Raw genomic sequence first — 23,714 nt, forward strand, 5'->3', positions numbered from 1 at the left:
GGGGCCGCGCCACCGGAGGATCCGGCCGCGGGCGCGGTCCGGCCGTACGGCGACGCCACCGCGTCCCCCGCGCCCGCCCCGGCGCCGGACCCCGAGCCCGCGAGGGCGCAGACCAGCGCCAGCAGGGTCGCGAGCAGCACGGCGCCCACGCGTCGGTGCGCGCTGCTCGGCATACGTGGGGCCTCTCACGGCGGGAGGGACGGCGGACTCGTCCCGAAATGGTACGGGTCCACCCGACAAATGCGTTCGCCACCCGGCACTCCCGGGTGAGATCCTCGACCAGGTATGTCTACTTCCTTCGCCGCCCTGCAGACGCTTCTCGGTGAGATTCCCCTCCGCGACGCGCACCGCCTCGGCCGCCGCCTCGAAGGCGCCCGCCGCATCCGCAAGCCCGAGGCCAAGCAGGCCGTGCTCGACGAGATCGCCGCGGAAGCCGGCAAGGCCGCCGCGCGGCTGGCCGCGCGCGCCTCGCGGAGGCCCGAGGTCACCTATCCCGAGAACCTGCCCGTCAGCCAGAAGAAGGACGAGATCGCCGAGGCGATACGCGACCACCAGGTCGTGATCGTCGCGGGTGAGACCGGATCCGGCAAGACCACGCAGATCCCCAAGATCTGCATGGATCTCGGCCGCGGCGTCCGGGGAATGATCGGGCACACCCAGCCCCGACGGATCGCCGCCCGCACCGTCGCGGAGCGCATCGCCGAGGAGCTGGGGACCGAGATCGGGCAGACGGTCGGCTGGAAGGTCCGCTTCACCGACCAGGTGGACCCGGACGCGACGTTCGTGAAGCTGATGACGGACGGCATCCTGCTCGCCGAGATCCAGACGGACCGCGAGCTGCGCGCCTACGACACGATCATCATCGACGAGGCGCACGAGCGCTCGCTGAACATCGACTTCCTGCTGGGCTACCTGTCCCAGCTGCTGCCGAAGCGCCCCGACCTCAAGGTCGTGATCACCTCGGCGACCATCGACCCGGAGCGCTTCTCCCGCCACTTCGGCGACGCCCCGATCGTCGAGGTCAGCGGCCGCACGTACCCGGTGGAGGTCCGCTACCGCCCCCTCCTGGAGGCGGCCGACGAAGACGCGGCGGAGAGCGACCGCGACCAGATCACCGCGATCTGCGACGCCGTGGACGAGCTCCGGGCCGAGGGCCCCGGCGACATCCTCGTCTTCCTCTCCGGCGAGCGCGAGATCCGCGACACCGCCGACGCGCTCATCAAGAAGCTCCCCCGCGCCGCAGGCACCGATGGGCGGAGCACGGAAGTCCTGCCGCTGTACGCCCGCCTGTCGCACGCCGAGCAGCACCGGGTCTTCCAGCAGCACTCCGGCCGCCGGATCGTGCTCGCCACCAACGTCGCCGAGACCTCGCTGACCGTCCCCGGCATCAAGTACGTGATCGACCCGGGCACTGCCAGGATCTCCCGCTACAGCCACCGCACCAAGGTCCAGCGCCTGCCCATCGAACGGATCTCGCAGGCCAGCGCCAACCAGCGCAAGGGCCGCTGCGGCCGTACCAGCGACGGCATCTGCATCCGGCTCTACTCCGAGGACGACTTCGACGCCCGTCCCGAGTTCACCGACGCCGAGATCCTGCGCACCAACCTGGCCTCCGTCATCCTCCAGATGACCGCGGCGGGCCTCGGCGAGATCGAGAAGTTCCCCTTCATCGACCCGCCGGACCACCGCAACATCCGCGACGGCATCCAGCTCCTCCAGGAGCTCGGCGCGCTGGACCCCAAGGAGAAGGACGCCCGCAAGCGGCTCACCCCGATGGGTCGACAGCTGGCCCAGTTGCCCGTGGACCCGCGGCTGGCCCGCATGGTCCTGGAGGCGGACAAGAACGGCTGCGTCCGCGAGGTCATGGTCATCGCGGCGGCCCTGTCCATCCAGGACCCGCGCGAGCGGCCCTCGGACAAGCAGACCCAGGCCGACCAGCACCACGCCCGCTTCAAGGACGAGACCAGCGACTTCCTGTCGTTCCTGAACCTGTGGCGCTACGTCCGCGAGCAGCAGAAGGAGCGCGGCTCGTCCTCCTTCCGCCGGATGTGCAAGCAGGAGTACCTGAACTTCCTGCGGATCCGCGAGTGGCAGGACATCTACTCGCAGCTGCGCACGGTCGCCCGGGGCATGGGCATCCACGTGAACGAGGCGGACGCCGCGGAGCAGCACGTCCACATCTCCCTCCTGGCCGGCCTGCTGTCCCACATCGGCCTGAAGGACACCGACAAGAACGAGTACCTCGGAGCGCGCGGCGCCAAGTTCGCGGTCTTCCCGGGCTCGGCGCTGTTCAAGAAGCAGCCGCGGTTCGTGATGTCGGCGGAGCTGGTGGAGACCTCGCGGCTGTGGGCCCGGGTCAACGCCAAGGTGGAGCCCGAGTGGGTCGAGCCGCTGGCCGGGCACCTGCTGAAGCGCACGTACAGCGAGCCGCACTGGGAGAAGGACCAGGCGGCCGTCATGGCGTACGAGAAGGTCACGCTGTACGGCGTCCCGATCGTCGCGCAGCGGAAGGTCAACTACGGGCGGATCGACCCGGAGGTCTCGCGGGAGCTGTTCATCCGCCATGCCCTGGTCGAGGGCGACTGGCGTACCCACCACAAGTTCTACGCCGACAACCGCAAGCTGCTCACCGAGGTCGAGGAACTGGAGAACCGGGCCCGGCGCCGCGACATCGTCGTCGACGACGAGACCCTCTTCGACTTCTACGACCAGCGGATCCCCGAGCACGTGGTGTCCGGGGCGCACTTCGACTCCTGGTGGAAGCACAAGCGGCGCGAGCAGCCCGAGCACCTCGACTTCGAGCGGGAGATGCTGCTCACCGAGAAGGCTGCCGGGGTCACCAAGGCCGACTACCCGGACTCCTGGCGGCAGGGGCAGCTGGGGTTCCGGGTGACCTACCAGTTCGAACCCGGAGCGGACGCGGACGGCGTGACCGTCCACATCCCGCTCCAGGTGCTCAACCAGGTCACCGACCAGGGCTTCGACTGGCAGATCCCGGGCCTGCGGGAGGAAGTCGTCACGGAACTCATCCGTTCGCTGCCGAAGCCGATCCGCCGGCACTACGTGCCCGCACCGAACTTCGCGGCCCGCTTCCTGGCCTCGGCCGTGCCCGCCCAGGAGCCGCTGACCGCCACCCTGGCGCGCGAGCTGCACCGGATGGGCGGAGTGCCGGTCACCGCCGAGGACTTCGACACCGGTCGGCTCCCCGACCACTTGAAGATCACTTTCCGGATCGTCGACGAGCGCCGCCGGAAGATCGCCGAGGACAAGGACCTGGAGGCGCTGCGCCTGAAGCTCCGGCCGAAGGCCCGCCAGGCCCTGTCCAAGGCGGCGGCGGCCACGGCCGAGCGGGCGGGCGGGGAGTCGGTGGAGCGCACCGGGCTGACCGACTGGACCATCGGGACCCTGACCAAGGTGTTCGAGACCCGGCGGGCGGGGCAGCCGGTGAAGGCGTACCCGGCGCTGGTCGACGAGGGCGCGACCGTGTCCGTACGGCTCTTCGACACGGAGGTCGAGCAGCAGCAGGCGATGTGGCTGGGCACGCGCAGGCTGATCCTCCTCAACATCCCGGTGAACGCGGCCAAGTTCGCCTCGGACCGGATGGGCAACCAGCAGAAGCTGGCCCTGTCGCGCAACCCGCACGGCTCCGTCCAGGCGCTGTTCGACGACTGCGCGACGGCGGCGGCCGACCGGCTGATCGCCGACCACGGCGGCCCGGCCTGGGACGAGGCGGGCTTCCGGAAGCTGTACGAGGCCGTCCGCGCCGACCTGGTGGACACGACCGTGCGCACGGTCGACCGGGTGCAGCAGGTCCTGGCCGCCTGGCAGGCCTGCGAGCGGCGGCTGAAGGCCACGCAAAGCCTGGCCCTGGTCGCCAACCTCCAGGACGTCAAGACGCAGCTGGCGGCGCTCATGCCGGCAGGCTTCGTCACCCTGACGGGCCTGCGCCGGCTGCCGGACCTCATGCGCTACCTGGTGGCGGTGGACCGGCGGCTGCAGCAGATGCCGACGGCCGTCCAGCGCGACACCACGCGCATGGAGAAGGTCCACGAGATGCAGGACGAGTACGCCTGGCTGCTGGAGCAGCTGCCCAAGGGGCGGCCGGTCCCGCCGGAGGTCACGGAGATCCGCTGGATGATCGAGGAGCTGCGGGTCAGCTACTTCGCGCACGCTCTGGGGACGGCGTACCCGATCTCGGACAAGCGGATCGTGAAGGCGGTGGACGCGGCCGCTCCGTGACGGCCGCGCGGCCGGTTCGACCGCACCCCCCGCGCTGATGTACAGTCTGATGCGCAGCCACCCGAAAAGTGGCCGCACATCGAGGTCCTGTGGAGCAGTTGGTTAGCTCGCCACCCTGTCAAGGTGGAGGTCGCGGGTTCAAGTCCCGTCAGGATCGCAACAAGAACAGGGCCCGTATCCGATCGGATGCGGGCCCTGTTGCATGGAGCGCCCGCCGTTCGCCGCCTCGTTCGGTGCGCCGTTCGCACGCCGTTCGTGCGACGCCCGTCACGGCCTCCCGGCCCGCCGGGAACCGCCGGTCGGGAGGTGGGGCGCTCCCGGGCGGTTCCGGCGCCGTACAGGCCCGTCGGCGCCGCCGAGGCGACCTCTGGGGACCCACCGGTCCCATGGGTCCCGTCGGCCCCGCGGTTCACTCCGGCCGCCGCGCCACGGAATGGTTCCATCCACAAAATCCCCCGTTCGCATGAGACCGCTGTGCGTGAGACGTCCCTTTACGGGTGCATTGCGGAATGCACAAGAGTGACAGCCTGTGACAGGAGTCACCATACGAGTTTTCGGGACATGCACATTTATGGCACCTATACGCGCCCTCAATTTAATATGTGCAATGGCACCCGCCCCGCAGAGGTGCCCGCGGACACAAAAAAGATCGCGCTGGACCCGGCGGAGTCCAGCGCGATCGAACGGCCGGGAACCTGTTGGGGCAGGTCCGGCCGCATGAAGCCATGTGGGGTTCATCGGATTGGGGGATCCGATTCCTCCCCGTTAAAGCGGGGTGCTGGCGCGACCTCAGGCCTCGCTGCGCTGCTGCGGAATTCCCGCGAGCAGGGCACGGACCTCGGCCTCGCGGTAACGGCGGTGCCCACCCAGGGTGCGGATGGACGTGAGCTTGCCGGCCTTGGCCCAGCGGGTCACCGTCTTCGGGTCCACGCGGAACATCGTGGCAACCTCAGCCGGGGTCAGCAGCGGCTCGGCATCAGGGGTGCGAGCGGTCATGAGCGGCCTCCTCGGGAGAACCGAACCATCTCGGTTCTTTCCTCTAAATTCTGCACCTTGGCCCGCGTTGCCCGAAATGGACATACGCGGGCCGAGTCGGTTATAGGACGAACGGCTTGTCCTCGGCACTACAACTACACCATCCGTCCAGCCCCGACGGCCAAACCGATGGAATTGCCCTCCGAGGTGTTCATCAGCGGTCGGAAGCCGATGGACCGCCCCATAACGGACAGTCACCCCACTGTGACAATCAGTCACAGAGCGATCAGGAGTCCACAGACCCCCCGTAGAGTGCAATGCCGAGCATTCCGCCCTTACTTGGGCGGAAGGAACCCTCCCCGGACTCCTTGTCCTATTTTGGCACGAGGGTAGGGGAAGGACGCAAGGGTGTATTTAGTGCAGTCCGTCACGCTTGAGTCAATGGCCCGTATCGGGACGTAGGTCCCGGGTCTTCGACCCGATAAACCGTTTTCCCGGTTTCCCGCTCGCCCCGACGGGCGGACTAGTTGGCGAACAGTCTCTCCCGGACCTCGCGCCACCGGTCCCGCAACTCCACGTACACCTCTGCCGCCGCCACCTCGTCGCCTGACCTCAGCGCCGCGATCCCGGCCGCGACGTCCCGGGCCGAGCGGTCCTCCGCCAGCCGGTCCGCCGGCAGCGCGTGCACCAGCCCGCCGTAGTCCAGTTCGACCATCGACCTCGGATGGAACTCCTCCAGCCAGGTCCCGACCTCCACGAGCCCCTCGGCGAGCGCCTCGTAGCCCGGCGACTCCCGCAGGGTGCGCAGCCCGCGCGCGAGCCGCCGCCGGGCCTGCACCATCGGGGTCCGGTAGCGCAACCGCTCACCCGGCAGGTACTCCCGCTCATCGTCGGCCACGAGCACGAACCAGCGCAGTGGTACTTGCCACACTGCGGTGCGGATCCACGGGCGCGCATCGGGATTCCGCTCCCGCCAGCTCTCGTACTCCTCGGCCGCCCGCCGCCGCGCGGCCGGCGGCAGCGCCGCGTCCAGCACCGGCAGCGGGAACTGCTCGACGAGCTCCTGCAGGGCGAGCCAGCCGCGCAGCCTGGTCCGCCACGGGCACACCAGCAGCACCCCGTCCACCTCGGCCGTGAAGGCGTCCGCGCTCTCGTGCGCCGGCACCCCCACCAGGGGCACCCGCACCAACTCGGCCAGCGAGCGGCGCAGTTCGTCCTGCGCGGTCGGCGCCCCACCGCACCGGGCGTAGGAGGCCCAGTGCGTCCGCTCCGGCTCCGCGAACGCGGTCAGCGGCTCGTAGACTCGCAGGTAGGAGGCGTACGGGACGGTCGGCGCCGAACGGGCCGACGGCAGCCCGGTCTCGGAGGATTCACTCACGCTCTCGTACTCCCCCGCACCACCCGGCGCTACTCCGCCGGAGGGCCGGCGGACCACCGGCACGGCGAGGCCCGGTGCGCCCCGTACCCCGGGAGTGTTCCGATCCACGGACAGGTCCCCTGCGGGCGCGTTCCAGGTCTTACTCTGCTCCCAGCACGCCCTCCCCCCACCCGCAGGGCGGGCGTCATTCCGCCGCATCTCTTCCATGGGAGTCACCACCGTGACCGAAATGACCGACGGCGTCCTGCACACCCTGTTCCACTCGGAACAGGGCGGCCACGAGCAAGTCGTGCTGTGCCAGGACCGAGCCACTGGCCTGAAGGCCGTCATCGCCATCCACTCCACCGCCCTGGGCCCGGCCCTCGGCGGCACGCGCTTCCACGCGTACGCCTCGGACGAGGAGGCCGTCCTCGACGCGCTGAACCTCTCGCGCGGCATGTCCTACAAGAACGCCATGGCCGGCCTCGGCCTCGGCGGCGGCAAGGCCGTCATCATCGGCGACCCGGACCAGATCAAGACCGAGGACCTGCTGCTGGCCTACGGCCGCTTCGTCGAGTCCCTCGGCGGCCGCTACGTCACGGCCTGCGACGTCGGCACGTACGTCGCGGACATGGACGTCGTCGCCCGCGAGACCCGCTGGGCCACCGGCCGCTCCCCCGAGAACGGCGGCGCCGGCGACTCCTCCGTCCTCACCGCCTTCGGCGTCTTCCAGGGCATGCGGGCCAGCGCCCAGCACCTGTGGGGCGACCCGACCCTGCGCGGCCGCAAGGTCGGCGTGGCCGGTGTCGGCAAGGTCGGCCACTACCTGGTCGAGCACCTCCTGGAGGACGGCGCCGAGGTCGTGATCACGGACGTCCGCGAGGAGTCCGTGCGCCGCATCCTCGACAAGCACCCGCAGGTGACGGCCGTGGCCGACACGGACGCGCTGATCCGCACCGAGGGCCTGGACATCTACGCCCCCTGCGCACTCGGCGGCGCCCTGAACGACGCGACCGTGCCGGCCCTCACCGCCACGATCGTCTGCGGTGCGGCGAACAACCAGCTGGCGCACCCGGGCATCGAGAAGGACCTCGCGGACCGCGGCATCCTGTACGCGCCGGACTACGTGGTCAACGCGGGCGGTGTCATCCAGGTCGCGGACGAGCTGCACGGCTTCGACTTCGACCGGTGCAAGGCCAAGGCCACGAAGATCTTCGACACCACGCTGGAAATCTTCGCTCGCGCAAAGACTGACGGCATCCCTCCGGCTGCGGCGGCCGACCGGATCGCCGAGCAGCGGATGGCCGACGGTCGCGCGGCCAAGGCGGCGAAGGCCTCGTAGCCCCCTGCCGGTGCGCCCGCCGGGGTGCGGCGAGACGGAACTCACTGCACTTCGGCGGGTCGCCCGTCGGGAAAGAGTTAAAATCGCAGCTGACCAGCGAGGACGGGGCGCCTCGATGGTCCTGTTCCGAGGCGCGTCATGCGGGCGGCGTACCGTATGGCCGCGGAAACAGGTACCGTTAAACCCCTACGGACGGTCTCTCCGAGGAGAGTCCGCTCCGAACCATGAACGCGTGTCAGACTCTGGGGCCGTCGAGCCCCGTCACCGAGGGGGTCGAGCCATGGGGCGCGGCCGGGCCAAGGCCAAGCAGACGAAGGTCGCCCGCCAGCTGAAGTACAACAGCGGCGGCACTGACCTTGCGCGTCTGGCCAACGAGCTGGGCGCATCGCCGACGGCGCCGCTGACGCCTGTCAGCGAGCCGGTCGACGTCGATGACGAGCTGGACGACGACGACCCGTACGCAAAGTACGCGGAGCTGTACAACAGCGATGACGACGAGGACGAGGACGACGAGTCCGGCCCGTCGGCTCAGCAGCGTCGCGGCGCTTGACGCCTCGCGTTCGCACCACAACCGGTGGTACCGCGTGATCGCATGACCACCGACGGCTGAACGATTCCGCTCGGCCTTCAGAGCAACACACGAAACCCGGTCCAGGGCCTCGCCCCGGACCGGGTTTCCGTGCTGTCTCAGCCGGCGTACGACCCGGTCATCGCCGCACCCTCGGTGTGCTCGCCGCGCTCGGTGATCTCACCGGCGACCCAGGCGTCGACGCCCCGGTCGGCCAGCGCGGTCAGGGCCACGTCCACGGACTCCTGCGGGACGACGGCCATCATGCCGACGCCCATGTTCAGGGTCTTCTCCAGCTCCAGCTGCTCGACCTGCCCGGCCTTGCCGACGAGGTCGAAGACCGCACCCGGGGTCCACGTCGACCGGTCGACCGTCGCGTGCAGGTGGTCCGGGATGACCCGGGCCAGGTTCGCCGCGAGGCCGCCGCCGGTGATGTGCGAGTAGGCGTGCACCTCGGCCGTACGGGTGAGGGCCAGGCAGTCCAGGGAGTAGATCTTGGTCGGCTCCAGCAGCTCCTCGCCGAGGGTCCGGCCGAGTTCCTCGACGTGCTGGTCGAGGGACATCCCGGCCCGGTCGAAGAGGACGTGCCGGACCAGCGAGTACCCGTTCGAGTGAAGGCCGGACGACGCCATCGCGATGACGGCGTCACCCGTACGGATGCGATCGGCGCCCAGCAGGCGGTCGTACTCGACGACACCGGTGCCGGCGCCCGCCACGTCGAAGTCGTCCGGGCCGAGGAGGCCCGGGTGCTCGGCGGTCTCGCCGCCGACCAGGGCGCAGCCAGCGAGGACGCAGCCCTCGGCGATGCCCTTGACGATGGCCGCGACCCGCTCGGGGTGGACCTTGCCCACGCAGATGTAGTCGGTCATGAAGAGCGGCTCGGCGCCGCAGACGACGATGTCGTCCATGACCATGGCGACGAGGTCGTGGCCGATGGTGTCGTACACGCCCATCTGGCGGGCGATGTCGACCTTCGTGCCGACCCCGTCGGTGGCGGAGGCCAGCAGCGGGCGCTCGTAGCGCTTGAGGGCGGAGGCGTCGAAGAGGCCGGCGAAGCCGCCGAGGCCGCCGAGGACCTCGGGGCGCTGCGTCTTCTTCACCCACTCCTTCATCAGCTCGACGGCGCGGTCTCCCGCTTCGATGTCGACGCCCGCGGCTGCATAGCTGGCACCGGTGGTCTTCTCTGTCATGACAGGAGAGAGCTTTCGTGTCGTTTGCTGCGTGAGATGCCGGTCCCTGGGAAAAGCCTGAAAGACAGGGACCGGCGCAGGTCGAGCCGGGACCGCCCCCGCCGCCCGGAGGCGGGGCGGGGGCCCGTCCTGCCCCTGGCGCGGGGCTAGGGGCGGCGGAGTGCGTCGGCGGCGTCCGAGCCGCCGGCCAGCTCGGTCTCCAGGAGCTGCTTGCCCAGCAGCTGCGGGTCGGGCAGCTCCATGGGGTACTCGCCGTCGAAGCAGGCACGGCAGAGGTTCGGCTTCTGGATGGTCGTCGCCTCGATCATCGAGTCGAGCGAGATGTACGCGAGGGAGTCCGCACCCAGCGAGGTGCCGATCTCCTCGACGCTCATGCCGTTGGCGATGAGCTCGGCCCGGGTGGCGAAGTCGATGCCGAAGAAGCACGGCCACTTCACCGGCGGCGAGGAGATCCGGATGTGGACCTCGGCCGCACCGGCCTCGCGGAGCATCTTGACGAGGGCGCGCTGGGTGTTGCCGCGGACGATCGAGTCGTCGACGACCACCAGGCGCTTGCCCCGGATGACTTCCTTGAGGGGGTTGAGCTTGAGGCGGATGCCCAGCTGGCGGATCGTCTGCGAGGGCTGGATGAAAGTCCGGCCGACGTAGGCGTTCTTGACCAGGCCGGAGCCGTAGGGGATCCCGCTGGCCTCGGCGTAGCCGACGGCGGCGGGCGTGCCGGACTCCGGCGTCGCTATCACCAGGTCGGCGTCGACCGGGGCCTCCTTGGCGAGGCGCCGGCCCATCTCGACGCGCGAGAGGTAGACGTTCCGGCCGGCGATGTCCGTGTCCGGGCGCGCCAGGTAGACGTACTCGAAGACACAGCCCTTTGGCTTCGCTTCTGCGAAGCGCGAGGTGCGCAGGCCGTTCTCGTCGATCGCGACGAGCTCGCCGGGCTCGACCTCGCGGACGAAGCTGGCGCCCACGATGTCGAGGGCCGCGGTCTCGCTCGCGACCACCCAGCCGCGCTCCAGGCGGCCGAGGACCAGCGGGCGGATGCCCTGCGGGTCACGGGCGGTGTACAGGGTGCCCTCGTCCATGAAGACGAGGGAGAAGGCGCCCTTGACCTGAGGGAGGACCTTGGCGGCCGACTCCTCGATGGTCAGGGGCTTGCCGTCGTCGTCCGTCTGGCCCGCCAGCAGGGCGGTGACCAGGTCGGTGTCGTTGGTCGCGGCCACCTGGGTGGCACGGCCGTCCTGACGGGGGAGGTCTGCGACCATCTCGGCAAGCTCGGCGGTGTTCACCAGGTTGCCGTTGTGGCCCAGGGCAATGGAGCCGTGGGCGGTCGCGCGGAAAGTGGGCTGAGCGTTCTCCCACACGGAGGCTCCGGTGGTCGAGTAGCGGGCGTGACCGACCGCGATATGACCTTGGAGCGATCCGAGGGAGGTTTCGTCGAAGACCTGGGACACGAGGCCCATGTCCTTGAAGACGAGGATCTGGGAACCGTTGCTCACAGCGATGCCCGCGGACTCCTGTCCACGGTGCTGCAGTGCATACAGTCCGAAGTAGGTGAGCTTGGCGACCTCTTCACCCGGAGCCCAGACACCGAAGACGCCGCAAGCGTCCTGGGGGCCCTTTTCGCCGGGGAGCAGGTCGTGGTTGAGTCGTCCATCACCACGAGGCACGCCACCGAGTGTAGGCGAGATCGACCACTGGTCCGAATTGGGGACGGCCGGGAAAAGTCACAGTGCGGACAGTCGGGTAACCCCTGCGGAGGGTAACGGCCCCGATATCCGGAATGCCGTGATTGGCAAGGGGGGCCTGTGGATTCGCACGGGCTTCCGTGCGCCCCTGTTCCGCCTCTGGCGACCCTCCCGTCCCCGCATCGGGCGGCGCGGCGCCGTGCGTTTCTTTTCCTTTTCTTTTCCTTTCTGCCGGCGGGGCCCCGCGCCGCCCGGAGGACCGCCGCCCGGGGCCGCCCGGGGCCGCCGACCGCGGCAGCCGCCGCGGCCGTCATTCGGCGGCGGAAGCGGCCCGGGCCGTGAGGCCCTTGCCGTCGGCAGCCGTCAGGGTCAGCGTCCGCTCCTGGATGCGCCAGGTGAGCCCGCCGCTGCCGAGGAGTTCGGTCAGAGTGCGCTCCAGGTCGCCCTCCGGGCCCGTACAGGCCATCCGCGTCGTGGACAGCGGACCGAAGGTGATCCGCGGGCCGTCGATCGCGGCCGGTGCGCTGAACCGGTTGCAGCCGAGGCTGCCGCTCGCGCGCGCGTCCGGGCCGATGGTGAACACGGCCCTGCCGGCGGCCTGGTTCGTCACGGAGGCCGCCGTACCGCCGCTGATCAGCCCGGTCACCGTCCACTCGGTGACGGTGAGCGGGGCGTCCGCCACCGGCGGCTTCGAGGTCAGCTCGATGGTGCCGCCGTCGGCAGCCGTCAGCACGAGCCGGTCGGCGGACTCGCGCCGCACCTCCAGCCTGCCCTTCAGCAGCTCGGCGAAAGCCGTCTCGAAATCCATGTGCTCGCAGGCCATGGCGGTGGAGGAGCCGGGCGTGACGGTCACGGCCGACTGCTCGGACCCGCTCTCGTAGGACACGGCGGCCGTGAACCCGTTGCAGCCGTAGTTCCCCTTCGCCTCGGCCGTACGGGAGCCGGTGGGCTCGATCGTCAGGTGCGCGGCGGGCGGCCCGGCCAGGCTCCGGCCGTCCGCCGTCACCCGCTGGACGGACCAGGAGCCGGTGAAGCCGGGGCCCGGGAGGGGGCCGGAGGGGCCGGAGCCGTCGGCGCAGGCCGTGGTGGCGGCGGCGAGGACGAGCGCGGCGGCCAGCGCCGCGGGGAGGTGCCGGAGTGTGGGCATGTCCCTGGGACGGGCAGCGGGCCCGTACGGTTCCGCGCGCTGCTCCGGCCGGGTCCCCTCCTGCCCGATGCCTGTGGTCGCAGGGATCCGGCCGGGCCCGGGTCGGCTCCGGTCAGCTCATCACCGGCAGCATCGCCCCCAGGTCGGCCCGCTCGCCGCTGGCCGTGACGCTGGCGTCCGCCACCGCCGAGGCCCAGTCCTGCCGACCCGTGGCCAGCCTGACCCAGGTCAGCGGGTCGGTCTCCACCACGTTCGGCGGGGTGCCGCGGGTGTGCCGGGGCCCCTCGATGCACTGGATCACCGCGAACGGCGGGATGCGCACCTCGACCGAGCCGCCGGGGGCCTTGAGGGCGAGGGCGTCGGCGAGCAGCCGGGTGCAGGCGGCGAGCGCCTGCCGCTCGATGGGGATGGCCAGCCCGGCGGCCCGGTTGAGGTCGTCGGTGTGCACGACGAGCTCCACGGTCCGGGTGACGAGGAAGTCGGCCAGCGTCATGTCGCCGACCCACAGGGCGAGGACCCGGCTGCCGGGGTTGGCGGCCAGTGCCTCGGCCATCCGGGCGCCCGCGTGCTCGAACAGATCGGCCGGCGCGGCGCCCTCCAGGATCTCCTTGGCCGCTTCCGCGATCTTCCCGGCGAGGGAGGCGGTGGCGGAGGGCCACTCCACGGCCGTCAGCTCGGGCAGGGCCGCCGGCGGGCGGGCGAGCCCGGCGGCGAGCGAGTCGGCGATCCAGGCGATGTGCGCGGCCAGGTCGGCCACGGTCCAGTCGCCGAGCCCGCTGTCCCGGCCGAGCTGTTCGGGTGTCAGTTCCCGGACTGCCTCGGCGATGTGGGCGAACTGCGCGGTGACGGCCGTACGGATCTTCGCGGCGTCGTAGGTACGGGTGCGACGGGTCCTGGATGCCATGCGGCGAGTCTGCCCGATCGGCCGCGGCCCCCGCAGCCGGTGGCGGCCGCGGGCCGGGAGGAGCCGTGTCAGGGGCGCGGGCCCGCGTCGAACACCTCGCCGTTCGCGGGGACGCCGATACCGCGCCGGCGGACGGGCAGGCCCCTGGCGGTGTCCGGGTCGGGCCCGTCCAGCAGCTGGAAGTGCAGGTGCGGCTCGGTGGAGTTGCCGGGCCGGCCCGCGGTGCGGGGCCCGGGCGGCCAGCCGTCCGGCCGCTGTCCGGAGCAGAACGGCGGCCCCGGCGGGGAGCCGTACCAGGCGGGTGTCGGAGGGGATCCGAGGCCGATGTCGGTGGCGGTGAGCAGCAGGAACAGCAGCTGGCAGCCCCGGTGGGACAGGTGCACGGCCTACTGCAGCCGGGCGGACGGAGCCTGCGCCGGGGCCGGGGGCGTTCGCCGGGGCCGCGGTGCCCGCCGGCGCCACCGCTTGCCCGCCGACGTCACCGCTTGGCCGCCGACGTCACGGCGTGGCCGCCGGCGTCACGCCGTGGCCGCCGCGAAGAGGACGAGCAGCGGCACGACCCTGCCGCCGGGGACCTCGTACCGCCCGCGCCCGGTGGTGTGCAGCCAGCCGGCCGCGCTGAGCTGGCGCAGGTGGTGGTAGACCTGCCCGCTGGTGCCGACCCCGTCGAGCGCGGTCAGCTCGGCGGCGGTCCGCCGACCGGCCAGGATCTCCCGCAGCAGCCGGATCCGTACGGGGCTGCCGAGTGCGGCGAGGGCGTCGGCGGTGCGCTGCCGGTCCTCGGCGGGATCGCCGAGGAGCTCCCCGGTGGGGAAGTCCTGCTGCCACTCGTACCGTTCGCCGGTCGGGAGTCCGACGGCGCCGGTGAACAGCACGCCGCCGTCGTCGTCGGCACTGTGTTCCGCGAGCCGCGCCTTGAGGCCCTCCAGTGCCCAGAAGTCCCCGGCGTGGTGGGCGGGTTCGCGCCGCCCGACGTCCTGCGCTTGCTGCGCTTCCCGTGCTTCGAGCGCGGCCAGTCGCCGTTCCAGCTCGACCACGCGTGCTTCAAGATCCATGGAAGCAAAGCTACGTCATTACGTAATTACGTACAAGAGGGAGGCGGATGCTGCCCGAGAAACGACGAACCCCCGCCCGGCAGTGCAGGGCAGGGGTTCGACCGACGGGTCGGACGGAGCCGGATCAGGCCAGCAGGGCCGGGATCGTCGCCTCGTGGGCCTCGCGGAGCTCGGCCAGCGGGATCGTGAACTCGCCCTGGACCTCGATCTCCTCGCCGTCGACGACACCGATGCGGGTGGCGGGCAGGCCCCGCGCGCCGCACATGTCGGTGAAACGGAGCTCCTCGCTGCGCGGGACGGCCACAACGGCCCGGCCCGCCGACTCGGAGAACAGGAAGGTGAACGCGTCCAGGCCCTCGGGCACCACGAGCCGGGCACCGTTGCCACCGCGCAGGCAGGACTCGGCGAGCGCCTGGATGACACCGCCGTCGGACAGGTCGTGCGCGGCATCGATCATGCCGTCGCGCGAGGCGGCGATCAGGATGTCCGCGAGCAGCTTCTCGCGGCCCAGGTCCACCTTGGGCGGCAGGCCGCCGAGGTGGTCGTGGACGACCTGCGACCAGGCCGAGCCGCCGAACTCCTCGGCGGTGTCGCCGAGCAGGTACAGCAGCTGGCCGGTCTCCGCGAACGCCATCGGGGTACGGCGGTTGACGTCGTCGATCACACCGAGGACGGCCACGACGGGCGTCGGGTGGATCGCGGTGTCGCCGGTCTGGTTGTACAGCGAGACGTTGCCGCCGGTCACCGGGGTGCCCAGCTCCAGGCAGCCGTCCGCGAGACCGCGGCAGGCCTCGGCGAACTGCCACATGACGCCCGGGTCCTCCGGCGAGCCGAAGTTCAGGCAGTCGGAGACGGCCAGCGGCTTGGCGCCGGTCGCGGCGACGTTGCGGTACGCCTCGGCCAGGGCCAGCTGCGCGCCCGTGTACGGGTCGAGCTTGGCGTAGCGGCCGTTGCCGTCGGTGGCCATGGCGACGCCGAGGTTGGACTCCTCGTCGATGCGGACCATGCCCGCGTCCTCGGGCTGCGCCAGGACGGTGTTGCCCTGCACGAAGCGGTCGTACTGGTCCGTGACCCAGGACTTGGAGGCCTGGTTCGGGGAGGAGACCAGGGCCAGGACCTGCGCGCGGAGCTCGTCGGAGGTCTGCGGGCGCGCCAGCTTGCCCGCGTCGTCCGCCTGGAGGGCGTCCTGCCACTCGGGGCGGGCGAACGGGCGCTGGTAGACCGGTCCCTCGTGGGCGACGGTGCCCGGCGGCACGTCGACGATCTGCTCGCCGTGCCAGAAGATCTCCAGGCGCTCGCCGTCGGTCACCTCACCGATGACGGTGGCGATGACGTCCCACTTCTCGCAGATCTCCATGAAGCGGTCGACGTGCTGCGGCTCGACGATCGCGCACATGCGCTCCTGCGACTCGCTCATGAGGATCTCCTCGGGCGAGAGCGTCGCGTCGCGCAGCGGCACGGTGTCCAGCTCGACGCGCATGCCGCCGGAACCGGCCGAGGCCAGCTCGGAGGTGGCGCAGGACAGGCCGGCGCCGCCGAGGTCCTGGATGCCGGCGACCAGCTTCTCCTTGAAGATCTCCAGGGTGCACTCGATGAGGAGCTTCTCCTGGAAGGGGTCGCCGACCTGGACGGCGGGGCGCTTCGTGGGCTTCGTGTCGTCGAAGGTCTCGGACGCGAGGACCGAGACGCCGCCGATGCCGTCGCCGCCCGTGCGGGCGCCGTAGAGGATGACCTTGTTGCCGGGGCCGGAGGCCTTGGCGAGGTGGATGTCCTCGTGCTTCATCACGCCGATGCAGCCGGCGTTGACCAGCGGGTTGCCCTGGTAGCAGGAGTCGAAGACGACCTCGCCGCCGATGTTGGGCAGGCCCAGGCAGTTGCCGTACCCGCCGATGCCCGCGACCACGCCCGGCAGGACGCGCTTGGTGTCGGGGTGGTCGGCCGCGCCGAAGCGGAGCGGGTCGACGACGGCGACGGGGCGGGCGCCCATGGCGAGGATGTCGCGGACGATGCCGCCGACGCCGGTCGCCGCGCCCTGGTAGGGCTCGATGTACGAGGGGTGGTTGTGCGACTCGACCTTGAAGGTGACCGCGTAGCCCTGGCCGACGTCGACGACGCCGGCGTTCTCGCCGATCCCGACGAGCATCGCGTCGTTCTTCGGGGCCTTCTCGCCGAACTGGCGCAGGTGGACCTTGCTGCTCTTGTACGAGCAGTGCTCGGACCACATGACGGAGTACATGGCGAGCTCGGCACCGGTGGGGCGACGGCCGAGGATCTCGCGGATCCGCAGGTACTCGTCCTCCTTGAGGCCGAGTTCCTTCCAGGGCTGCGCCGAGTCCGGGGTCTCGGCGGCGTGCTTGACGGTGTCCAGAGTCATGCGCTTACCAGCTTCTTCAGGACCGAGGTGAAGAACGGCAGACCGTCCGTGCCGCCCGTTCCGACCAGGGGGTCGACCGCGTGCTCGGGGTGCGGCATGAGGCCGACGACGTTGCCGGCGGCGTTGGTGATGCCGGCGATGTCGTTCAGCGACCCGTTCGGGTTGCCGTATCCCTCGGCGGCTTCGCCGCGGGCCAGGTACCGGAAGGCCACGCGGCCCTCGGCCTCCAGTTCGTCCAGGGTGCGCCGGTCGGCGACGTAGCGGCCGTCCATGTTCTTGAGCGGGACGGAGATCTCCTGGCCCTGCTCGTAGTCGCCGGTCCAGGAGGTCCCGGCGTTCTCCACCCGGAGCTTCTGGTCGCGGCAGATGAAGTGCAGGTGGTTGTTGCGGAGCATCGCGCCCGGCAGCAGGTGGGCCTCGGTGAGGACCTGGAAGCCGTTGCAGATGCCCAGGACCGGCATGCCGGCCCTGGCCTGCTCGATGATGGTCTCCATCACCGGCGAGAACCGGGAGATGGCCCCGGCGCGCAGGTAGTCGCCGTACGAGAAGCCGCCGGCGAGGACGACCGCGTCGACCTGGTGCAGGTCCTTGTCACGGTGCCACAGCGAGACCGGCTCGGCGCCCGCGAGGCGGACGGCGCGCAGCGAGTCACGGTCGTCGAGCGTCCCGGGGAACGTGACGACACCGATGCGAGCGGTCACGACTCCACCTTGACGACGAAGTCTTCGATGACGGTGTTGGCGAGGAACGTTTCGGCCATCTTGTGGATGCGGTCAAGGGCGGCCTGGTCGACCGGACCCTCCACTTCCAGCTCGAAGCGCTTCCCCTGGCGGACGTCGGCGATGCCCTCGAAGCCCAGGCGCGGCAGTGCACGCTGCACCGCCTGGCCCTGGGGGTCGAGGATCTCCGGCTTGAGCATGACGTCGACTACGACGCGTGCCACTGGCACTCCCGATGGGTGGTTGGTGCGAAGGCGGTTCCTTCAGCGTACCCGCCCGAAATTTCTACGCGGGTAGATTTCGGAAGGGGGTCCGCGGGGGCCCCTCCGGGGATGTCGGGTGAGGGCTCCTTTCGGCTTCACCAACGCTTCGCAAAATCCACCGGAAAACCACGCGCCCGGGATTGCGGCGGGACACGCGGAGAGAATTAACTGGGCTTCGCAATGCAAAGGGAATCGAGGTACAAAGGAATCCTCGGCGGCGCGGCATTTGCCCCTCCGCACCCGGTGGCGAAAGACGCATTGCTCCGAAACATCCACACAGGCGACAAAACCGCACGTCAGCGGGCGGCGGCTGTCGCGCGAAGGGACCGATATCCGTGGCGCAGCGCGTAGTGGTCACACTCTCCGACGACATCGACGGCGGAGAAGCGGCGGAAACGGTCACGTTCGGTCTGGACGGCAAGTCCTACGAGATCGACCTCAATCCGGCCAACGCCGGGAAACTGCGGGACGCCCTCGCCCCGTACGTGGCCGCCGGACGTCGCCAGGCCCGCTCCGGGAAGGCCTTCAAGCACACCTCCCTCGCCCCCGACCCGGCGGTCGTCCGCGCCTGGGCCCGGTCGCACGACTTCGACGTGCCCCCGCGGGGCCGCATCCCGAAGCGCGTCTACGAGGCCTACCACCAGGCCCACTGAGGGCGGGCCGGCCGGGGCGATTTGGCATCCACCCCCTCCCGTCCGCTAGTGTGTGGATCACGCCGAGGGGCGAGACCGCAGGTCAGAGCCTCGAAGGTCGTGCGGGTGTAGTTCAGTAGCAGAACATCCCCCTTCCAGGGGGAAGGCGCAGTGTGCGATTCCTGTCACCCGCTCGCAAAGGCTTTACCGACCACTCCGGTGGATCAGGTAGAGTGATGCACGCATCGCCCGGCGGAAACGCCGAAGCGGGCATGCGGACGTAGCTCAGTTGGTAGAGCACCACCTTGCCAAGGTGGATGTCGCGAGTTCGAGTCTCGTCGTCCGCTCAGAGTGCAAAGGCCCTGATCATCGATCAGGGCCTTTGTCGTATGCGCGCGCAGTCACCTGACGCGTACTGACAAATGTCATCGGGGGCGATGACCAGGCCCACTGGTGAGACAAGGGGCCCGCCGCGAGGCTGGAGCCATGGGGAACAGCACCCGCCGCAGGGTGATCGGGGGAATCGGGGAACCGTGTCGAAACTCACCGGATGGTGGAAGGACCGCAGCACCGCGGCAAAGGTCGAGCTCTACACACGGGGGTCGTTCCACTTCTTCGCGGTCATCGAGATCTTCTCCTTCGGGCTGGTCCCGGTGGGCGCCGCCGCCGAGGGCACCGTCTCGCGGCCCCTCGCGATCGGGGCCCTGGTGGTCGTCCTCGTCCACGCCGTGGCCACCGCGTTCCTCTCCTCCCGGGCACTGGACTGGCAGGTGGGCAGCCGGGAGCGCCCGGTACGGCTCGCGGTGGCGACCTCCGTCGCGTCGGCCGTCGTCTGCCTCGCCTTCCTGGTGCTCCGCAAGACCGGGCACCTCCCCGAGGCCGTGGCGCCGTCGCTCGTCGGCGGGTTGGCCTGCTTCACCTGCGGCTCCCTCGTGCTCTGCATGAACCGGGTGCGCCAGATGTGGCGCGTCTCACCGGCCTGGGCGCTCGGGGCGGGCACGGCGGTGCTGGCCCTGGGCCTTCCCGTGGCCGAGGCCGTCGGGTACGCGGTCGGGATGCTGCTGGCCTGCCTGTTCATGAGCATGGCCTGCGGCTTCTCGGGATGGCTGCTGAAGATGGTCCACGAGCTCGACCGCGCCCGGGAGCTCCAGGCCCAGCTGGCCGTCGCCGAGGAGCGGCTGCGCTTCGGCCGCGACCTGCACGACGTGATGGGCCGCAACCTGGCCGTCATCGCCCTGAAGAGCGAGCTCGCCGTCCAGCTGGCCCGGCGCGAGCGCCCCGAGGCCGTCACCCAGATGATCGAGGTCCAGCGGATCGCCCGCGAGTCGCAGCGCGAGGTGCGCGATGTCGTACGCGGGTATCGGGAGGCCGACCTCGGGGCGGAGCTGGAGGGCGCGCGGGGCGTCCTCACCGCGGCCGGGATGGACTGCCGGGTCGAGGCCGAACCGGGGCGGAAGCTGCGCCCCGACGTGCAGTCGGCACTCGGCTGGGTCGTCCGGGAGGCGACCACGAACGTCCTCCGCCACGGCGACGCGCGCACCTGCGTGATACGCCTCACAGCGCCCGAGGAGGGCGAACTGACCCTGGTCGTCGAGAACGACGGGGCACCCGAGGTGCCGGCCGGGCCGCCCGGCTCCGGGCTCGCCGGGCTGCGGGAGCGGCTCGCGGTGCTCGACGGCACCCTGGAGGCCGGCCCGGTGGGCGACGGCCGGTTCCGGCTGCGGGCGCGGATCCCGGGCCGCCAACTGCGAGGACTGGAGGTGCGGGCGTGAGCCCCGTACGCGTGCTGCTGGCCGACGACGAGCACCTGATCCGCGGGGCGCTCGCCGCCCTGCTGGCCCTGGAGGACGATCTGCTGGTCGTCGCCGAGGCGGCCTCGGGTCCCGAGGCCCTGGCGATGGCGCGGGCCCACCGGCCGGACGTGGCCGTGCTCGACCTGCAGATGCCCGGGGCGGACGGTGTGAGCGTGGCCACGTCCCTGAAGGCCGAGCTCCCCGGGTGCAAAACCATGATCGTGACCAGCCACGGGCGGCCCGGCCACCTCAAGCGGGCCCTGGCAGCAGGGGTGCGGGCCTTCGCGCCGAAGACGGTGTCGGCGCAGCGGCTGGCCGAGCTGATCCGGACCGTGCACGCAGGAGGCCGTTACGTCGACCCGGAGTTGGCCGCTGACGCGATCAGCGCGGGGGACTCGCCGCTGACCGCCCGCGAGGCCGAGGTGCTGGAACTCGCCGGGGACGGGGCGCCGGTGGCGGAGATCGCCGAACGGGCCGGCCTGTCGCAGGGGACCGTGCGCAACTACCTGTCCTCGGCGGCCTCGAAACTCGGCGCGGAGAACCGGCACGCCGCAGTGCGTCTCGCGCGCGAGCGCGGTTGGGTATAGTGGTTCCCGCGCCACGGCGCATGCGGACATAGCTCAGTTGGTAGAGCACCACCTTGCCAAGGTGGATGTCGCGAGTTCGAGTCTCGTTGTCCGCTCCGCAGGAGCAGCCCCCGGTCGATGACCGGGGGCTTCTTCGTGTGCGGGTCGCGGACCGTCCGGGAGCCGGATCGTCCCTCGCCGCCGGCAGGTGGCGAGGGACGATCCGGTCCGAGGCTCAGGCCCAGCTCTGGCCGGTGAGTCGCTCGTACGCCTCGATGTACTTGGCGCGGGTCTGCTCGACGACCTCCTCCGGGAGGGCCGGCGGAGGCAGTTCGCCCTTCGGGTCCCAGCCGGAGGCCGGGGACGACAGCCAGTTGCGGACGAACTGCTTGTCGAAGGACGGCTGGGCGCGACCAGGCTCCCACAGGGCGGCCGGCCAGAAACGGGAGGAGTCCGGGGTCAGCACCTCGTCGGCGGCGACCAGGGTGCCGTCCGCATCGAAACCGAACTCGAACTTGGTGTCCGCCAGGATGATCCCGCGCTCGCGGGCGATGTCGCGGGCCCGGCCGTACACGGCCAGGGTGGTCTGGCGCAGCAGGGCGGCGGTCTCGGCGCCGGTGGTGCGCGCCACCTCCTCGTAGGAGACGTTCTCGTCGTGCTCGCCGACCGCGGCCTTGGCGGCCGGGGTGAAGATCGGCGCGGGCAGTTCGGAGCCGTCGACGAGTCCCTCGGGCAGGGCGAGCCCGCAGACCGTGCGGGTCTGGTCGTACTCGGCGAGGCCGGAGCCGGTGAGGTAGCCGCGGGCCACGCACTCGACCGGCACCATCGTCAGGTTCTTGCACACCAGCGTGCGGCCCGCCCAGTCCGCGGGGGCGCCCGCGGGGAGGTCCGTGCCGAGCACGTGGTTCGGGACGAGGTCGGCGAGCTGCTCGAACCACCACAGCGAGAGCTGCGTCAGGACCCGGCCCTTGTCCGGGATCTCGGTGGGCAGCACCCAGTCGAACGCGGACAGGCGGTCGCTGGCGACCATGACGAGGTTGCCGTCCTCGTCGCGGTAGAGATCGCGGACCTTGCCGGTGTGGAGGTGGACGAGGCCCGGAACCTGAACCGGCTCGGGCTTTTCGACGAATCCGGACACGGGGTCTCCCTGTGGTTCTGTACGAGCGCAGCCCCATTCTCCCGCACCGGCCCGTGCGGGCCGACGACGGGTCCGGGTCGGCGCGGGTCAGTCCCTCTTGCAGATCCGGTCCAGGAGGTTGGCCGTGGCCCGCTGGATCCGCTCGTCCGCGTGGCCCGGGCGGTCCAGGGCCGGGGTCCAGCCGAAGGTGCCGGACGCGAAGACGAGGGCGCCGCTGGGTGCCAGGTACAGGGAGGTGTCCTGGTGGCGCTTGGCCCCGTCGCCGTCCCGGTACGGGGAGTGCGCGAGCAGGATCCGGTCCCGGTGCTCGGGCAGCTGGGTGCGGGGGAAGTACCGGTCGGCCTCCCCCGCGACCAGGCCGGGCAGCTCGTCGTTCTCGGCGGCGCCGGTGGACTCCCACAGCCAGTGCGAGGCGTTGCGCACGATCAGCGGCGCGGGCTCGGGGACCCTCCCCCCGTACTGGATCCCGAGCAGCTGCTGCTCGGGGCGGTCGATCTCGCGCCACAGGCTGGGGCGGCCGGGGCCGCGGCGTTTGCGGCAGGTCAGGAGCCGGTCGGCGACCCCGGAGGGCGACGGTGCCAGCTCGACCTGCCAGTACATGGTGTTGGCGGACAGGAAGACCAGCGAGGTCCCGTGGTCGCGGGCGCGCTCGGCGGCGCGGCGCATGGCGGCCGACCAGTACTCGTCGTGGCCGGGGAAGACCAGGCCGCGGTAGCGGGCGGGGTCGACGCGGCCCGCGTGCAGATCGCGGGTGTCGGCGTAGGCGAGGTCGTAGCCGTGGCGCTCGGCCCAGCGGATGAAGTCGTAGGCGTGGCCCACGTGCAGGGGCAGGCCCGAGCCCGCGTAGGGGCGGTCGAAGGAGACCGTGACGGCCGCGTCCTGCGTGCCGAGGAGCCGGCCCTCCTCGTCCCAGGCGTGGTAGAGGCTCGCGCCGGTACGGCCGTCCTCGGGATAGAGGTTGTACGCCTGCCAGGTGATGTCGGGCAGCAGGAGCAGCAGGTCGGCGGGGCGGTCGTCGCGCACGGTGAACGGGATGTGGGAGCGGTAGCCGTCGACGGTGGTGAGCACGGCGACGTACGCCCCGGCGTTCCAGTGGTCGGCGACCCGCAGCCGCCAGGACAGCCACCAGTGGTGGCAGGAGACCGTGCGGTCGGCGGCGAGGGGCGGCGGCTGGACGAAGCCGGAGAGGCGCGGGCTGGTGGTGATCCGGGCGGTTCCGGCACCGCCGTAGTGGCCGATGCGGTGGACGTCGACGGAGAACTGCCGGGGCGGGTCCACGGTGATGTGGAAGTCGATCGTCTCGCCAGGGGCCACGGCCCCGGGGGAGGCGAACCCCTTGATCTGCCGGTGGACGTCGTCGGCGGTGCGCAGGGCGCCGCCGCGGCCCGCGTCGGGGGACGGGCCGCGAGCCCCTTCCGGATCCGCGTACCAGGGCACCACCCTGCCGGTGTCGTCGAAGTGCGCCTCGCCGCCGCGGAGCCACGGCAGCGGTCCCGGTCCGAAGGGGTCGTTCACCGCGTGCGCGAGCGCCCCTGACTCCCATCGCCGGATCCGGTCCGCACCCATTCCGCTTCCCTCCCTCGCTCCCCCGAACGGCTTCTGCACACGGCGGCGCGGCACGGTCCAGGAGGTTCGGCCGCGGCCGGTCCCAGCACATCACATGACGCGCTCACTCCGTCACCGTTCGCCACAACCGGGGCCAGGGATACGGCCGGGGCCGGCAGGACGGGAACAGCGGGGCGCCGGTCGGGGCAGGGGCAGGGGCAGAGC

At 71.2% G+C, this 23,714-nt stretch carries 18 protein-coding genes, 4 tRNA genes and 1 pseudogene; 10 read left to right on the forward strand and 13 right to left on the reverse strand.

Going from position 1 to position 23,714, the window contains the following annotated elements:
- Window positions 1-285 precede the first annotated feature (285 nt).
- Complete coding sequence (gene hrpA, locus HYE82_RS16845; protein ID WP_179174896.1) at window positions 286-4,239, forward strand: ATP-dependent RNA helicase HrpA; 3,954 nt, start codon at window positions 286-288, stop codon at window positions 4,237-4,239.
- 83 nt (window positions 4,240-4,322) lie between these two features.
- A tRNA-Asp gene (locus HYE82_RS16850) sits at window positions 4,323-4,396 on the forward strand.
- A 632-nt stretch (window positions 4,397-5,028) separates the two neighbouring features.
- Here HYE82_RS16850 and bldC read toward each other — a convergent pair.
- Both bldC and HYE82_RS16860 read right to left on the reverse strand, forming a co-directional pair.
- Window positions 5,029-5,235: a developmental transcriptional regulator BldC gene (bldC, locus tag HYE82_RS16855; protein ID WP_003949541.1), complete on the reverse strand. Its 207-nt coding sequence runs from the start codon at window positions 5,233-5,235 to the stop codon at window positions 5,029-5,031.
- Window positions 5,236-5,737: 502 nt separating this feature from the next.
- Window positions 5,738-6,592 carry a hypothetical protein gene (locus HYE82_RS16860; protein WP_309144344.1) on the reverse strand — a complete coding sequence of 285 codons (855 nt, stop codon included), beginning with the start codon at window positions 6,590-6,592 and terminating at the stop codon, window positions 5,738-5,740.
- Window positions 6,593-6,797: 205 nt separating this feature from the next.
- Here HYE82_RS16860 and HYE82_RS16865 point away from each other — a divergent pair, with 205 nt between their 5' ends.
- Together HYE82_RS16865 and HYE82_RS16870 are read left to right on the forward strand one after the other, a co-directional pair.
- A complete protein-coding gene (locus HYE82_RS16865) occupies window positions 6,798-7,913 on the forward strand; it encodes an amino acid dehydrogenase (RefSeq protein WP_306439593.1) in 1,116 nt (371 codons plus the stop codon).
- A gap of 232 nt (window positions 7,914-8,145) precedes the next feature.
- On the forward strand, window positions 8,146-8,463 hold the full coding sequence (locus HYE82_RS16870; RefSeq protein WP_309144345.1) for a DUF3073 domain-containing protein: 318 nt from the start codon (window positions 8,146-8,148) through the stop codon (window positions 8,461-8,463).
- A gap of 137 nt (window positions 8,464-8,600) precedes the next feature.
- Here HYE82_RS16870 and purM read toward each other — a convergent pair whose 3' ends face one another.
- The 9 genes and pseudogenes from purM to purS form a co-directional block, all read right to left on the reverse strand.
- Complete coding sequence (gene purM, locus HYE82_RS16875) at window positions 8,601-9,671, reverse strand: phosphoribosylformylglycinamidine cyclo-ligase (RefSeq protein WP_179174897.1); 1,071 nt, start codon at window positions 9,669-9,671, stop codon at window positions 8,601-8,603.
- A gap of 146 nt (window positions 9,672-9,817) precedes the next feature.
- Complete coding sequence (gene purF, locus HYE82_RS16880; RefSeq protein ID WP_179174898.1) at window positions 9,818-11,335, reverse strand: amidophosphoribosyltransferase; 1,518 nt, start codon at window positions 11,333-11,335, stop codon at window positions 9,818-9,820.
- A gap of 328 nt (window positions 11,336-11,663) precedes the next feature.
- Window positions 11,664-12,500: an META domain-containing protein gene (locus tag HYE82_RS16885; protein WP_179174899.1), complete on the reverse strand. Its 837-nt coding sequence runs from the start codon at window positions 12,498-12,500 to the stop codon at window positions 11,664-11,666.
- 112 nt (window positions 12,501-12,612) lie between these two features.
- Window positions 12,613-13,404 (reverse strand): maleylpyruvate isomerase family mycothiol-dependent enzyme, encoded by a 792-nt coding sequence (locus HYE82_RS16890; RefSeq protein WP_179174900.1) that lies wholly within the window; start codon window positions 13,402-13,404, stop codon window positions 12,613-12,615.
- Between the two features lie 68 nt (window positions 13,405-13,472).
- A pseudogene (locus HYE82_RS16895) lies at window positions 13,473-13,613 on the reverse strand (M23 family peptidase); the annotation flags it as partial.
- A 309-nt stretch (window positions 13,614-13,922) separates the two neighbouring features.
- Window positions 13,923-14,459 (reverse strand): helix-turn-helix transcriptional regulator, encoded by a 537-nt coding sequence (locus HYE82_RS16900; protein ID WP_179174901.1) that lies wholly within the window; start codon window positions 14,457-14,459, stop codon window positions 13,923-13,925.
- Window positions 14,460-14,583: 124 nt separating this feature from the next.
- Window positions 14,584-16,833 carry a phosphoribosylformylglycinamidine synthase subunit PurL gene (purL, locus tag HYE82_RS16905; protein ID WP_179174902.1) on the reverse strand — a complete coding sequence of 750 codons (2,250 nt, stop codon included), beginning with the start codon at window positions 16,831-16,833 and terminating at the stop codon, window positions 14,584-14,586.
- Window positions 16,830-17,534 (reverse strand): phosphoribosylformylglycinamidine synthase subunit PurQ, encoded by a 705-nt coding sequence (gene purQ, locus HYE82_RS16910; protein ID WP_179174903.1) that lies wholly within the window; start codon window positions 17,532-17,534, stop codon window positions 16,830-16,832. The genes purL and purQ overlap by 4 nt, the downstream gene beginning before the upstream one ends.
- A complete protein-coding gene (gene purS, locus HYE82_RS16915; protein ID WP_179174904.1) occupies window positions 17,531-17,776 on the reverse strand; it encodes a phosphoribosylformylglycinamidine synthase subunit PurS in 246 nt (81 codons plus the stop codon). Before purS ends, purQ begins: the two co-directional genes overlap by 4 nt.
- A gap of 374 nt (window positions 17,777-18,150) precedes the next feature.
- On the opposite strand from purS, the gene HYE82_RS38155 reads away from it, so the two are divergent.
- The 6 genes from HYE82_RS38155 to HYE82_RS16945 all read left to right on the forward strand — a co-directional run bounded on the left by HYE82_RS38155 (window position 18,151) and on the right by HYE82_RS16945 (window position 20,922).
- Window positions 18,151-18,468 carry an Lsr2 family protein gene (locus HYE82_RS38155; protein WP_179174905.1) on the forward strand — a complete coding sequence of 106 codons (318 nt, stop codon included), beginning with the start codon at window positions 18,151-18,153 and terminating at the stop codon, window positions 18,466-18,468.
- 101 nt (window positions 18,469-18,569) lie between these two features.
- Window positions 18,570-18,641: transfer RNA gene (locus HYE82_RS16925), tRNA-Gly, on the forward strand.
- A gap of 80 nt (window positions 18,642-18,721) precedes the next feature.
- Window positions 18,722-18,794, forward strand: a tRNA-Gly gene (locus HYE82_RS16930).
- 186 nt (window positions 18,795-18,980) lie between these two features.
- On the forward strand, window positions 18,981-20,219 hold the full coding sequence (locus tag HYE82_RS16935; RefSeq protein WP_179174906.1) for a histidine kinase: 1,239 nt from the start codon (window positions 18,981-18,983) through the stop codon (window positions 20,217-20,219).
- The gene (locus HYE82_RS16940; protein ID WP_179174907.1) at window positions 20,216-20,827 is read left to right on the forward strand and encodes a response regulator transcription factor; all 612 of its coding nucleotides are present in this window, start codon (window positions 20,216-20,218) and stop codon (window positions 20,825-20,827) included. Before HYE82_RS16935 ends, HYE82_RS16940 begins: the two co-directional genes overlap by 4 nt.
- Before the next feature lie 22 nt (window positions 20,828-20,849).
- Window positions 20,850-20,922: transfer RNA gene (locus HYE82_RS16945), tRNA-Gly, on the forward strand.
- A gap of 119 nt (window positions 20,923-21,041) precedes the next feature.
- On the opposite strand, the gene HYE82_RS16950 is transcribed toward HYE82_RS16945, so the two are convergent.
- Window positions 21,042-21,944, reverse strand: a complete 903-nt coding sequence (locus HYE82_RS16950; RefSeq protein ID WP_179174908.1) for a phosphoribosylaminoimidazolesuccinocarboxamide synthase — start codon at window positions 21,942-21,944, stop codon at window positions 21,042-21,044.
- Between the two features lie 87 nt (window positions 21,945-22,031).
- The gene (locus HYE82_RS16955) at window positions 22,032-23,510 is read right to left on the reverse strand and encodes a N,N-dimethylformamidase beta subunit family domain-containing protein (protein ID WP_179174909.1); all 1,479 of its coding nucleotides are present in this window, start codon (window positions 23,508-23,510) and stop codon (window positions 22,032-22,034) included.
- Window positions 23,511-23,714: the final 204 nt, after the last annotated feature.

This window comes from Streptomyces sp. BR123 (assembly GCF_013401435.1).
Lineage (GTDB): Bacteria > Actinomycetota > Actinomycetes > Streptomycetales > Streptomycetaceae > Streptomyces.

Excerpts from the sequence above, each read along its gene's own strand:
- HYE82_RS16955 (WP_179174909.1), bottom strand. The coding sequence starts at position 23,510 with ATGGGTGCGGACCGGATCCGGCGATGGGAGTCAGGGGCGCTCGCGCAC.
- HYE82_RS16890 (WP_179174900.1), bottom strand. The coding sequence starts at position 13,404 with ATGGCATCCAGGACCCGTCGCACCCGTACCTACGACGCCGCGAAGATC.
- hrpA (WP_179174896.1), top strand. The coding sequence starts at position 286 with ATGTCTACTTCCTTCGCCGCCCTGCAGACGCTTCTCGGTGAGATTCCC.
- HYE82_RS16865 (WP_306439593.1), top strand. The coding sequence starts at position 6,798 with ATGGGAGTCACCACCGTGACCGAAATGACCGACGGCGTCCTGCACACC.
- HYE82_RS16885 (WP_179174899.1), bottom strand. The coding sequence starts at position 12,500 with ATGCCCACACTCCGGCACCTCCCCGCGGCGCTGGCCGCCGCGCTCGTC.
- purM (WP_179174897.1), bottom strand. The coding sequence starts at position 9,671 with ATGACAGAGAAGACCACCGGTGCCAGCTATGCAGCCGCGGGCGTCGAC.
- bldC (WP_003949541.1), bottom strand. The coding sequence starts at position 5,235 with ATGACCGCTCGCACCCCTGATGCCGAGCCGCTGCTGACCCCGGCTGAG.
- HYE82_RS16900 (WP_179174901.1), bottom strand. The coding sequence starts at position 14,459 with ATGGATCTTGAAGCACGCGTGGTCGAGCTGGAACGGCGACTGGCCGCG.
- purL (WP_179174902.1), bottom strand. The coding sequence starts at position 16,833 with ATGACTCTGGACACCGTCAAGCACGCCGCCGAGACCCCGGACTCGGCG.